Below are 12,242 nucleotides of genomic sequence, written 5' to 3'. Positions count from 1 at the left end.
CACAGCGCCCGGCCGCGCTGCCGGGCGGTGACCTTTGCGAGGATGAGCGCATGGCTTACGACGCGACCACGCTGCCCGACGTCTCCGGGCTGACCGTCGGCATCATCGGTGGCACGGGCGACCAGGGGCGGGGTCTCGCCTACCGGTTCGCCCGGGCCGGGCAGACCGTGCTGATCGGCTCCCGCGCCGCCGACCGGGCCGCCCAGGCCGCCGCCGAGATCGCCGCCCTGCCCGGCGTGCCGGCCGGCGCCACGGTCTCCGGGGCGGACAACGACGAGGTCGCCCGCCGCAGCGACGTGGCGATCATCGCGGTGCCGTGGGACGGGCACGCCGCCATCGTGGCGGCGCTGGCCGCCCCGCTCGCCGGCAAGATCGTCATCGACTGCGTCAACCCGCTCGGCTTCGACAAGCAGGGCCCGTACGCGCTGACCGTGGCCGAGGGCAGCGCCGTGCAGCAGGCCGCCGGGCTGCTGCCCGACTCCCGGGTCTGCGCCGCGTTCAACCACGTGAGCGCGCCGCTGCTGGCCGACCCGGAGGTCGACCGGATCGACCTGGACGTGCTGATCTGCACCGAGGACCGGGACCTGGTCGGTGTGGTCGCCGCGCTCGCCGCCCGGATCCCGGGGATGCGGGGCATCTACGCCGGCCGGCTGCGCAACGCCCACCAGATCGAGGCGTTCACCGCCAACCTCATCGCGATCAACAAGCGCTACAAGGCGCACGCCGGCATCCGCGTCACCGACCTCTGAGCGTCGTACCCGTGCGGCACCACACGAGTTCTGCGTGGTGTGACCCGTGCGGGCGGCGCGGCCGGGAGCCGCGCCGCCCGGCGTGCGGTCAGAAGGTGTGTTCGGCGGCGGGGAACTCGCCGCCGCGCACCTCCTCGGCGAACCGGCGGGTGGCGTCGGTCAGCGTGCCGGCCAGGTCGGCGTAGCGCTTGACGAAGCGCGGCGCCCTGCCGGTGCGCAGCCCGGCCATGTCCTGCCAGACCAGCACCTGGCCGTCGGTGTCCGGGCCGGCGCCGATGCCCACGGTGGGGATGTGCAGCTCGGCGGTGATCCGCTTGGCCACCTCACCGGGCACCATCTCCAGCACCACGGCGAAGGCGCCCGCCTCGGCCACGGCCCGGGCATCGGCGATCACCTCCTCGGCGGTGTCGCCGCGGCCCTGCACCCGGTAGCCGCCCAGGGTGTGCTCGCTCTGCGGGGTGAAGCCGATGTGCGCCATCACCGGGATGCCCGCCCCGACGATCGCCTCGATCTGGGCGGCGCAGCGCCGGCCGCCCTCCAGCTTCACCGCGTGGCAGCCGCCCTCCTTCATGAACCGCACCGCCGTCCGCAGCGCCTGCGTCGGCCCCTCCTCGTAGGAGCCGAAGGGCAGGTCGCCGACGATCAGCGCCTGCCGGGTCGCCCGCACCACCGCGCGGACCAGGGGCAGCAGCTCCTCGGCGGTCACCGGCAGGGTCGTCTCGTAGCCGAACACGTTGTTCGCCGCCGAGTCGCCCACCAGCAGCACCGGAATCCCCGCCTGGTCGAAGATCGAGGCGGTGTACTGGTCGTACGAGGTGAGCATCGCCCAGCGCTCGCCGCGCTCCTTGGCGGCGATCAGGTCGCGGGTGCGGACCCGTCGGGTGGCCGGCCCGCCGTAGAGGGCGGTCACCTCGGACGGAGTGGACTCCACCATGACTCTCTCCTTCCTCGAGGCCGCGTTCGCGGTCCCCGGGTTCCGCCGCGATCGTCGCACCGGGGCACCGGCCGGGGGCAGGGCGGAGTGGAGGATTTCACTCCCGGCGGGCCGCCGGGACCGGGTCAGCCGTCCTCGCGCCAGCGGTTGGTGATCGGCAGCCGCCGGTCGCGGCCGAACGCCTTGATGGAGATCTTGGTGCCGGGGGCGGACTGCCGGCGCTTGTACTCGGCGGTATCCACCATCCGCAGCACCCGGTCCACGATCGCCGGGTCGTGGCCGGACGCGATCAGGCCCTCCCGCCCCAGGTCGCCGTCGACGTAGCCGATCAGGATCGGGTCGAGCACGTCGTAGTCGGGGAGGCTGTCGCTGTCGAGCTGGCCGGGGCTGAGCTCGGCCGATGGCGGCTTGCCGATCGAGCTCTCCGGGATCGGCGGCGTCTCGCCGCGCCGCTCGGCGTCGGCGTTGCGCCACTTGGCCAGCCGCCAGATCACCGTCTTCCAGACGTCCTTGACCGGGTTGTAGCCGCCCACCGAGTCGCCGTACAGGGTGGAGTAGCCGACCGCCAGCTCGCTCTTGTTGCCGGTGGTGAGGACCAGGTGGCCCTCCTGGTTCGACAGCGCCATGAGGATCACGCCACGGACCCGGGCCTGGAGGTTCTCCACGGTCACCCCGGAGAGCGACATGTTGGCCAGGAAGGTGTCCACCATGGGCTGGATCGGCTCGATCCGGAAGTCGAGGCCGGTGCGCTTGGCCAGCTCCTCGGCGTCGGCGCGGGAGTGCTCGGAGGAGTGCTGGCTGGGCAGCGACACCCCGACCACCCGGTCGGGGCCGAGCGCGTCGACGGCCAGCGCCGCCACCACCGCCGAGTCGATGCCGCCGGAGAGGCCGAGCACCACCGACGGGAAGCGGTTCTTGTTGACGTAGTCGCGCAGGCCCACCACCAGCGCCTGCCAGACCTCCGCCTCGTCGGCGACCGGCTCGATGATCCCGCCGACCGCGACCTCGCCCACCGGAGCCGGCGGGAGGATGTCGCTGACCTTGGCCCGGACGATGCGCATGTCGTCGGCGACCTGATCCTCGCCGTCGACCGGCTCCTTGGCCGGCGGCAGGTCCACGTCGTGCACCAGCAGGTGCTCGACGAACTGGGGCGCCCGGGCGAGCAGCGTGCCGCTCGCGTCGACGATCATCGAGTCGCCGTCGTAGACCAGCTCGTCCTGGCCGCCGACCATGTTCACGTACGCGATGGCGGCGCCCGCCTCGGCCGCCCGGCGGCGGACCAGCGGCAGCCGGATGTCGTCCTTGTTCAGCTCGTACGGCGAGCCGTTGATGTTGAGCACCAGGCCGACGCCGGCGTGCCGCGCCACCGCGAACGGGCCGCCGGCCTGCCAGAGGTCCTCGCAGATGGTCAGCGCGACGTCCACCCCGCCGATCCGGACCACGGTCAGCGCGTCGCCGGAGACGAAGTAGCGGTCCTCGTCGAAGACCCCGTAGTTGGGCAGGTGGTGCTTGAAGTAGGTGGCCACCACCGCCCCGCCGTGCAGCAGCGCGGCCGCGTTGCGGGCCCCCCTGCCCGGCTCGGCGTCGGCGCTGACCTGCGGCGGGCCGTCCGCGTCGAGGTAGCCCACCAGGACCGGCAGGTCACCCAGACCGTCGGCGGCCAGGTCGGCGGCGAGCCGGTGCAGCGCGGTCCGCGAGGCGGCGACGAAGGACCGGCGGAAGACCAGGTCCTCGACCGGGTAGCCGGTCAGCATCAGCTCCGGGAAGAGGACGAGCTGGGCGCCGGCGTCGGCGGCCTTCCGGGTCCAGGCGCGGACCAGGTCGGCGTTGCCGGCGATGTCACCGACCGTCGGGTCGACCTGGCACAGGGCGAGACGCAGGGTGGGCATGCCCTCATCTTGCCCCAGCGGCAGGGGCCGAATCCGACCGGACGCGGGAGACGCCGGGGGCGTAACGTCGGCGTAACGAGCCCGGTGGAGACTGGGCGGTCAGGCCGGGCCGGCCCGGCCGGTTCGGACGTACGTGTCGCGAGGGGTGGAAGTGGACCGTCAGCAGGAGTTCGTCCTCCGTACGCTGGAAGAGCGGGACATCCGGTTCGTCCGGCTGTGGTTCACCGACGTGCTCGGCACGCTCAAGAGCGTGTCGGTGGCCCCGGCGGAGCTGGAGGCGGCCTTCGAGGAGGGCATCGGCTTCGACGGCTCGGCGATCGAGGGCTTCGCCCGGGTCTTCGAGTCCGACATGGTGGCCATGCCCGACCCAACCACCTTTCAGGTCTTCCCGTTCGAGGGCGGGGTCAGCGGCGAGAGCGCCCGGATGTTCTGCGACATCCTGCTCCCCGACGGCAGCCCGTCCTGGGCCGACCCGCGGCACGTGCTGCGCCGGGCGCTGTCCAAGGCGGCCGAGAAGGGCTTCACCTTCTACACCCACCCGGAGATCGAGTTCTTCCTGCTGGAGAACGGCCCGCAGGACGGCTCGGTGCCCATCCCGGTGGACACCGGCGGCTACTTCGAGCACACCACCCACGCGGTGGCCCGCGACTTCCGCCGGCAGGCCGTGCTGGCGCTGGAGCGGATCGGCATCTCGGTGGAGTTCAGCCACCATGAGGTGGCCCCCGGCCAGCAGGAGATCGACCTGCGCTACGCCGACGCGCTGACCACCGCCGACAACATCATGACCTTCCGCCACGTGGTGAAGGAGGTCGCGCTCTCCACCGGCGTGCAGGCCAGCTTCATGCCGAAGCCCTTCACCGACCAGCCCGGCAGCGGCATGCACACGCACCTGTCGCTGTTCGAGGGGGAGCGCAACGCGTTCCACGACGCCGGCGACCCCATGAAGCTCTCCAAGGTGGCCAAGTCGTTCATCGCCGGCCTGCTCACCCACGCCCGGGAGTACACCGCCGTCACCAACCAGTGGGTCAACTCCTACAAGCGGCTCTTCCCGCAGCACCTGCCGGACCGGATCACCGAGAGCCCCGCGTACGTCTGCTGGGGTCACCTGAACCGGTCGGCGCTGGTCCGGGTGCCCGCCTACGGCAAGCCGAACTCGGCCCGGGTCGAGGTCCGCTCGCTGGATTCGGCGACCAACCCCTACCTGGCCTTCGCGGTCATGCTCGGCGCCGGCCTCAAGGGCATCGAGGAGGGCTACGAGCTGCCGCCGGGCGCCGAGGACGACGTCTGGTCGCTGAGCAGCGCCGAGCGCCGCGCCATGGGCTACGAGGCGCTGCCGGAGAACCTGGCCGAGGCGATCGACGTGATGGCCGGCTCCGAGCTGGTGGCCGAGGTGCTCGGCGAGCACGTCTTCGACTTCTTCCTGCGCAACAAGCGGGCCGAGTGGGAGCAGTACCGCCGCGAGGTCACCCCCTACGAGCGGCAGCGTTACCTGTCGCTCTAGATCATGGTGGTGCGGTGCCGCTATCGTCTGCGGCACCGCCCCGGCAGCCGCGTCGGGCGGGCGAGGCCGGGGAGGGCGTTCGGTGCTGGGAGACCTGCTCAACGGGGCGTGGCAGAGCATCGTGTTCGGGGTCGTCGGGGTGGCGTTGCTGGCCGCCGGCTTCCTGCTGGTCGACCTGCTCACCCCCGGCAAGCTGCGGGAGCTGATCTGGGTGCGCCGCAACGGCAACGCCGCGCTGCTGCTCGCCGCCAACCAGCTCGGCATCGCCGGCATCGTCTTCACCGCGATCCTCACCAGCTACAGCGACTTCGGCAAGGGCCTGGCCTCCACGATCATCTTCGGCCTGGTCGGCCTGCTCGTGATGGCGCTGGCCTTCTTCGTGCTGGACCTGCTCACCCCCGGCAGGCTCGGTGAGGTCATCTGCGCCGACGAGCCGCACCCGGCGGCCCGGGTCAGCGCGGCCACCCACTTCGGCGCCGCGCTGATCGTCTGCGCCTGCATCGCCTGAGCCCTGTCGCACCCGGGGCATAGCCTCCGGGGGTGAACCGCACCGACCGTCTCTACGCCCTCGTGGAGGAGCTGCGGGCCGTGTCGCCGCGACCCCGCAGCGCCCGCTGGCTGGCCGGGCGCTTCGAGGTCAGCACCCGCACCATCGAGCGGGACATCACCGCGTTGCAGGGCGCCGGGGTGCCGATCTGGGCCGAGCCCGGCCGCACCGGCGGCTACGTGGTCGACCGCGCCCGCACCCTCCCCCCGGTCAACCTGACCCCCGGCGAGGCGGTGGCGATGGCCGTCGCGCTGCACCGGCTGGGTGGCACGCCGTTCGCCCCGGCCGCCGGCGCGGCGCTGCGCAAGCTGGTCGCCGTGATGCCGCCCGCCGACGCCGCCGAGGCGCACCGGCTGGCCGGCCGGGTGCACCTGATCGGCGGCGGGCCGGCCACGCCCGTCCCGGCCGCCGTGGCCGACGCGGTGTCCGCCCGCCGCGTGCTCCGCCTGCGGTACGCCGACCGCGCCGGCGCGGTCTCGGCGCGGGACGTGGAGCCGCTGGCCTACCTGGGCAACCCGACGCACTGGTACCTGGTCGCCTGGTGCCGGCTGCGCGACGGGCTGCGCTGCTTCCGCACCGACCGGATCGTCTCGGTGCACCCGCTCGCCGAGGCGGTGACCCGCGAGCTGCGCGCCGACGACCTGGACATCCCCGCCGGCCGGGTCCGTCCACTGAGCCTCGTGTGATCCCGGTGGAAACACCGACAGGACGGTGTCGCGGAGGTGGCCGAGGCTGACTCCTGACGACGTCGGCCGACCGGCCGGCGCGAGCCACAGGAGGAAGCATGTCCCGCACGCCCGTCACCTGGTTCGAGATCGGCTCCGACCGCCCGGCGGAGGTGGAGCGCTTCTACGCCGACCTGTTCGGCTGGACCTTCGAGGAGCAGGGCGGCCCGGGGGCGTCGTACCGGCAGACGACGGCCGGTGGGGAGCGGGGGATCGGGGGCGCGATCCGCGCCACCGACGGCGACTCCCCGAACTACGCGATCTTCTACGCGGAGGTCACCGACGTGGCGGAGGCGTGCCGGCGGGCCGAGGCGGCCGGCGGCAAGGTGCTGGTGCCGGTGCGTACCACCCCGAGCGGGCTGATCTGGGCCCACGTGCTCGACCCGTCGGGCAACCGCGTCGGCGTCTTCACCCCGCCCGCCGCCGGATGAGCGAACGGGTGCGTCTGTTGCCGTCCCGACGACAACAGACGCACCCGAGCGCCGCGTTCGCCACCCGGGTCAGTTGCCGGGCCGCTCGCCGCCGCCGCGGTGGCCGCGACCGCCCGGGCCCGGGAAGACGCCGGCCTCGGCGGCCTTCAGGACCGCGTCGGCCTGCTCCTGGGTGAGCTTGCCGTCCTTGACGGCCTGGTCCAGCCGGTCCTTCAGCGCGGCCTGCCGGTCCTCGGTCGACGGCCGCTCGGGCCGGTCGGCCTGGCGCTGCTCGCGCAGCTTCTCCAGCGCCGCGGTGACCTTGTCGGTCGGGACGCCCAGTTCCTTGGCGAGCGCCTCGGCGAATTCGGCCTGCCGGTCGGCCCGCTGCTGCTGCCGGTCGCTGTTCTGGTCGGTGCTCGTGCTGGCGCTCGGGGCCGGGCTCGGGCTCTTGTCGTCGGCGAGCGCCACCGTCGGGGCGGCGATCCCGACGCCGAGCACCCCGGCGGTGGCCAGGCCGGCCAGCAGGTGCTTCCTCGACATCTTGCGGATCATGCGGGTCTCCTCTGGGTGGTGGTGCGATGACGTCACCGACAGTGACCGGCGTAGCTGGGCGCTACCCGTGGCGAACCTGTCAGCGCGCTGGCAATCGGTCAGCGGACGGCGGGGGTGACTGTCAGGGTGCCCGTGGTGGCGTCGAGGACTGCGGGGGTGCCTACCGGAACCGTCAGTTGGTCGGGGCCGTGGCCGATGGTGAGGCCGCCGAGGACGGGGACGCCGAGGTCGCCGAGGCGGTCGGTGAGCACGTCGGTGATCGTGGTGTCCCAGCCGTCGGCGCACTCGGTGAACTGGCCCACGGCGACACCGGCGATCCCGTCGAGGGCGCCGCAGCGGCGCAGGTGGGTGAGCATCCGGTCGACCTTGTACGGGGGCTCCTGCACCTCCTCGACCAGCAGCACCGCCCCGGTCAGGTCGGGCATGTCCGGGGTGCCGATGGACGCGGTGATCAGGCACAGGTTGCCGCCGAGCAGCCGCCCCTCCGCCCGGCCGGGCACCCGGACCGCGTACGTCTCCTCCTCCTTCACCGCCTCCACGGTCACCGGCTCGGTGGTCATCAGCGCGGCGTGCAGCGACTCCGCCGAGCGGAGCGGGGTGCGGTCGTCCCGCCACGCCGCGCCCGGCCCGTGCACGCCGGCCAGCCGGGCGCCCCGCCAGAGCGCGAACTGCAACGCCGTGATGTCGGAGAAGCCGGCCACCACCTTCGGGTCCCGGCGGACCGCCGCCATGTCGACGAGGTCCACCACCCGCTGGGCGCCGTAGCCGCCCCGGGTGCAGATCACCCCACGGATCTCCGGGTCGGCGAACGCGGTGTTCAGGTCGGCGGCCCGCAGCTCGTCGGCGCCGGCGAGGTAGCCCTGGCGGGCGTACGCGTGCGGCGCGGGCACCGGCCGCAGCCCCCAGCCGGTGAGCAGCTCGATGCCGCGGGCCACCCGCTCCGGGCGGGTCGGTCCGGAGGGCGAGACCAGCATCACCTGGTCGCCGGGGCGCAGGACCGGTGGGCGCAGGCAGTCGTCGGTGGCCACGACGGGAGCCTAGTGCGGCCGAGCCGGACCGACCGTGGTCGGGCGCACCGGATAGCCTCGACATCGTGGCGACCGCGCTGGTGATCGAGAACGACCCGACCGACGACCTCCGCCGCCTGGGGGAGTGGCTCACCGAGGGGGGCCTGGACCTGTGGGTCCTGCGCCCGCACGCCGGCGACGAGCTTCCCGCCGACCTCGACGGGTACGTCGCCCTCGTGGTGCTCGGCGGCGAGCAGCAGGCCTACCCGCAGGCCGACGGGAGCCCCGGCGCGCCCTGGTTCCCGGCCCTCGAAGGGCTGCTGCGCAAGGCGGTCCGGCAGCGGATCCCCACGCTCGGCGTCTGCCTCGGCGGGCAGCTGCTGGCCACCGCCCACGCGGGCCAGGTCGAGCGCAGCCCGTCCGGGCCCGAGGTCGGGCCCGCGGTGGTCGGCAAGCGGGACGCGGCCGACACCGACCCGCTCTTCCGTTACGTCCCGCTGATGCCGGACGTGCTCCAGTGGCACTCCGACGAGATCACCGAGCTGCCGCACGGTGCCACCCTGCTGGCCGCCTCGACCCGCTATCCGAACCAGGCGTTCCGCCTCGGCGACCGGGCCTGGGGGCTCCAGTTCCACATCGAGTGCGACACCGCGATGATCGCCGACTGGGCCCGCGACTCCGAGCTGCTGGCCGAGCTGGGCTACGACCCGGAGCTGGTGGTGGCCGCCTGCGACCGGGTGATGGCCGACGTCGAGGAGGTCTGGCAGCCGTTCGCCATCCGGTTCGCCGCCCTCGCCCTCGGCGAACTGGACGACGCCGCGATCCCGCGCCCCAGCCTGCCGCTGCTCGGGCACTGACATGACCCGACCGACCCGGGGACGCCTGGCCCGCTACGGCTTCGCCGAGGGCGACGGCGGGGCGCGCGCGGCCGACCTGCTCGGTCCGGACGGGCTCGGATTGTGGCGCACCGAGGAGCAGGAACCCGCCGACGAGGCGGCCGGCGAGCTGCTCGCCGTGCTGTCCCGGGCCGCCGACCCGGACCTGGCGCTGCGCCAGCTGCACCGCCTCGTGGAGGCGGAACGGCGTACCGGTGAGAAGCCGGCGGTGCTGGACGCGCTCGCCGCCGACCCGGGGCTGCGCCGCCGCCTGGTCGCGGTCCTCGGCGCCTCCTCGGCGCTCGGCGACCACCTGGTGGCCAACCCGCGGCAGTGGGCCGTGCTGGCCACCGAGCCGGACGGGCTCGCGCCCCGCGCCGACGGCCGGCTCGACCTGGCCGCCGCCGCCCGGCTGACCGCCGCCACCGGCCCCATCCCGGTGCTGCGGCAGGCGTACCGGTTGGCGCTGCTGCGGATCGCGGCGGCCGACCTGACCGGCGGGCGCGGCCTGGAGCAGACCATGGCGGCGCTGTCCGGGCTCGCCGACGCCACCCTGGCCGCCGCCTACGACATCGCCGTGGACGAGCTGCCGGAGGGCACGCCCTGGCCGCGGCTGGCCGTGGTGGCCATGGGTAAGTGCGGCGGCAACGAGCTCAACTACGTCTCCGACGTGGACGTCATCTTCGTCGCCGCCACGGACGAGGACCTCGCGGCCGCGACCCAGGTCGCCACCCGGCTCATCCACGTCTGCGGGCTGGTCGCCTGGCCGGTCGACGCCGCCCTGCGTCCCGAGGGCAACCGGGGGCCGCTGGTCCGCACCCTCGCCAGCCACCTGGCCTACTACCGCCGCTGGGCCCGCACCTGGGAGTTCCAGGCGCTGCTCAAGGCCCGGCCGGCGGCCGGTGACCTGGCGTTGGCCCGGGAGTGGATCGACGCGCTCGCCCCGCTGGTCTGGACCGCCGCCGAGCGGCCGGAGGCGGTCGAGGACGTCCGGGCGATGCGCCGCAAGATCATCGACCACATCCCGCCGAAGGAGCTGGAACGCGAGATCAAGCGCGGCCCGGGCGGGCTGCGCGACATCGAGTTCGCCGTCCAGCTGCTCCAGCTCGTGCACGGCCGGGGCGACGAGTCGCTGCGGGCGCCCGGCACCATCCCCGCGCTGCGCGCCCTGGTCGCCGGCGGCTACGTCGGCCGCGCCGACGGTGAGGCGCTGCTGCGCGGCTACCGCTTCCTGCGCGCCGTCGAGCACCGGCTCCAGCTCCAGGGCCTGCGCCGCACCCACACCGTGCCGACCGAGCCGGACGCGCTGCGCTGGCTGGCCGCCGCGCTCGGCCACGTGGCCACCCCGGGTCGCAGCGCCGTCGAGGAGTTCCGCGCCGAGTGGGTCACCCACGCCACCGAGGTACGCCGGCTGCACGCCAAACTGCTCTACCGGCCGCTGCTGGAGTCGGTGGCCCGGGTGCCGGCCGAAGGGCTGCGGCTCACCCCGGAGGCGGCCCGGCACCGGCTGGAGATCCTCGGCTTCGCCGACCCGGCCGGGGCGCTGCGCCACCTCCAGGCGCTCACCGGCGGGGTGAGCCGCACCGCCGCCATCCAGCGCACCCTGCTGCCGGTGCTGCTCAGCGAGTTCGCCGACGCGCCCGAGCCGGACCGCGGGCTGCTCAACTACCGGCAGGTCTCCGACAAGCTCGGCAGCACCCCCTGGTACCTGCGGCTGCTGCGCGACTCCGGCCCGGTGGCCCGCCGGCTGGCCCGGGTGCTCTCGTCCTCGCGGTACACCGCCGACCTGCTGGCCCGCGAGCCCGAGGCGCTGCGGCTGCTGGCCGAGGACACCGAGCTGACCCCCCGCCCGCGCGAGGTGCTCGCCGAGGGCTTCACGGCCGCGGCGGCCCGGCACGCCGACCCCGTCGAGGCCACCCGCGCCGTCCGCGCGCTGCGCCGCCGCGAGCTGGTCCGGCTCGCCTGCGCCGACGTGCTGAGCCGGGCCGGCACGCTCGCCCCGCTCACCCCGCGGACGGCGGACGGCGGCGGGCGGCTGCCCACCCTGGCGGACGTCAGCGCCGTGGGCGTCGCCCTCTCCGACGTCGCCGACGCCACCCTGGCCGCCGCGCTGCGGACCGCCCGGGCCGCCCAGCCCGGACCCCCCGGCCTGCGCTTCGCGGTGATCGGCATGGGCCGGCTCGGCGGGCGCGAGTCGAACTACCTCTCCGACGCCGACGTGCTCTTCGTCTACGACCCGCCGCCGGGCGCCGACGAGCGGGCCGCCGGCGCCGCCGCGCACGCCATCGCCGAGGAGCTGCGCCGGCTGCTCTCCGCGCCGGCCCCCGACCCGCCGCTCGGGGTCGACGCCGACCTGCGCCCCGAGGGCCGGCAGGGCCCGCTGGTACGCAGCCTCGCCGCGTACGCCCAGTACTACGCCCGCTGGTCGAAGGTGTGGGAGGCGCAGGCGCTGCTGCGGGCCCGGTTCGTCTGCGGCGACGCCGACCTGGGCGCCGAGTTCGAGGCGCTGATCGACCCGGTCCGGTACCCGGCCGACGGGCTCACCCGCGAGCAGGTCGTGGAGATCCGCCGGATCAAGGCCCGCGTGGAGACCGAGCGGCTGCCCCGGGGCGCCGACCCGGCCACGCACACGAAGCTGGGCCGGGGCGGGCTCGCCGACGTGGAGTGGGCCGTGCAGCTGCTCCAGCTCCGGCACGCCGGCCGGCTGCCCGCGCTGCGCGGCACGCGTACCCTCGACGCCCTGGCCGCGGCCCGGGACGCCGGCCTGGTGGAGCCCGAGGACGCGGCCGAGATGGCGGCCGGCTGGACGCTCGCGGCCCAGGTCCGCAACGCGCTCACGCTGGTCCGCGGCCGGGCCGGTGACCAGCTGCCCCGGCACGGCGTCGAGCTGGCCGGCGTGGTGCGGCTGCTCGGCGGGGACGACCCGGGCGAGTTCCTCGACGAGTACCTGCGTGCCGGTCGCCGCTCCCGGGCAGCCATGGAACGGGTGCTCGACGCCCCGGCCTGACCTGTCGACGCCGGCCCCCGGGGCGGAGCGCCGGTGTGCTCGC

11 protein-coding genes are annotated in these 12,242 nt (G+C 74.7%); 7 read left to right on the top strand and 4 right to left on the bottom strand.

Annotation, left to right across the window (positions count from 1 at the left end; translation table 11 throughout):
* Window positions 1–50: 50 nt before the first annotated feature.
* Window positions 51–749 (top strand): NADPH-dependent F420 reductase, encoded by a 699-nt coding sequence (gene npdG, locus FXF50_RS15760; protein WP_148428501.1) that lies wholly within the window; start codon window positions 51–53, stop codon window positions 747–749.
* Between the two features lie 88 nt (window positions 750–837).
* Here npdG and panB read toward each other — a convergent pair whose 3' ends face one another.
* Window positions 838–1,683, bottom strand: a complete 846-nt coding sequence (gene panB, locus FXF50_RS15755; protein WP_148428499.1) for a 3-methyl-2-oxobutanoate hydroxymethyltransferase — start codon at window positions 1,681–1,683, stop codon at window positions 838–840.
* Window positions 1,684–1,808: 125 nt separating this feature from the next.
* Window positions 1,809–3,572 (bottom strand): NAD+ synthase, encoded by a 1,764-nt coding sequence (locus tag FXF50_RS15750; protein ID WP_148428497.1) that lies wholly within the window; start codon window positions 3,570–3,572, stop codon window positions 1,809–1,811.
* A 151-nt stretch (window positions 3,573–3,723) separates the two neighbouring features.
* On the opposite strand from FXF50_RS15750, the gene glnA reads away from it, so the two are divergent.
* The 4 genes from glnA to FXF50_RS15730 all read left to right on the top strand — a co-directional run bounded on the left by glnA (window position 3,724) and on the right by FXF50_RS15730 (window position 6,776).
* A complete protein-coding gene (gene glnA, locus FXF50_RS15745) occupies window positions 3,724–5,073 on the top strand; it encodes a type I glutamate--ammonia ligase (protein WP_148428495.1) in 1,350 nt (449 codons plus the stop codon).
* An 82-nt stretch (window positions 5,074–5,155) separates the two neighbouring features.
* Window positions 5,156–5,581, top strand: coding sequence for a DUF350 domain-containing protein (locus tag FXF50_RS15740; RefSeq protein ID WP_091319893.1), 426 nt, complete (start codon window positions 5,156–5,158; stop codon window positions 5,579–5,581).
* 32 nt (window positions 5,582–5,613) lie between these two features.
* Complete coding sequence (locus FXF50_RS15735) at window positions 5,614–6,306, top strand: YafY family protein (protein ID WP_148428493.1); 693 nt, start codon at window positions 5,614–5,616, stop codon at window positions 6,304–6,306.
* 98 nt (window positions 6,307–6,404) lie between these two features.
* On the top strand, window positions 6,405–6,776 hold the full coding sequence (locus FXF50_RS15730; RefSeq protein WP_148428491.1) for a VOC family protein: 372 nt from the start codon (window positions 6,405–6,407) through the stop codon (window positions 6,774–6,776).
* Window positions 6,777–6,845: 69 nt separating this feature from the next.
* Here the strand turns inward: FXF50_RS15730 and FXF50_RS15725 are convergent, their stop codons facing one another.
* Both FXF50_RS15725 and FXF50_RS15720 read right to left on the bottom strand, forming a co-directional pair.
* Window positions 6,846–7,310 (bottom strand): hypothetical protein, encoded by a 465-nt coding sequence (locus FXF50_RS15725; RefSeq protein WP_148428489.1) that lies wholly within the window; start codon window positions 7,308–7,310, stop codon window positions 6,846–6,848.
* A gap of 98 nt (window positions 7,311–7,408) precedes the next feature.
* On the bottom strand, window positions 7,409–8,338 hold the full coding sequence (locus FXF50_RS15720; RefSeq protein ID WP_148428487.1) for an LD-carboxypeptidase: 930 nt from the start codon (window positions 8,336–8,338) through the stop codon (window positions 7,409–7,411).
* Window positions 8,339–8,403: 65 nt separating this feature from the next.
* Between FXF50_RS15720 and FXF50_RS15715 the strand changes: the two genes are divergently transcribed.
* Window positions 8,404–9,174 (top strand): type 1 glutamine amidotransferase, encoded by a 771-nt coding sequence (locus FXF50_RS15715; RefSeq protein ID WP_148428485.1) that lies wholly within the window; start codon window positions 8,404–8,406, stop codon window positions 9,172–9,174.
* A gap of 1 nt (window position 9,175) precedes the next feature.
* Window positions 9,176–12,199, top strand: a complete 3,024-nt coding sequence (locus tag FXF50_RS15710; protein WP_148428483.1) for a bifunctional [glutamine synthetase] adenylyltransferase/[glutamine synthetase]-adenylyl-L-tyrosine phosphorylase — start codon at window positions 9,176–9,178, stop codon at window positions 12,197–12,199.
* Window positions 12,200–12,242 lie beyond the last annotated feature (43 nt).

The organism is Micromonospora sp. AP08, from assembly GCF_008085935.1.
GTDB classification, from domain to species: domain Bacteria; phylum Actinomycetota; class Actinomycetes; order Mycobacteriales; family Micromonosporaceae; genus Micromonospora; species Micromonospora chersina.
The sequence above is the reverse complement of the archived record's forward strand: the minus strand, read 5'-3'. Positions and strand labels throughout refer to the sequence as shown.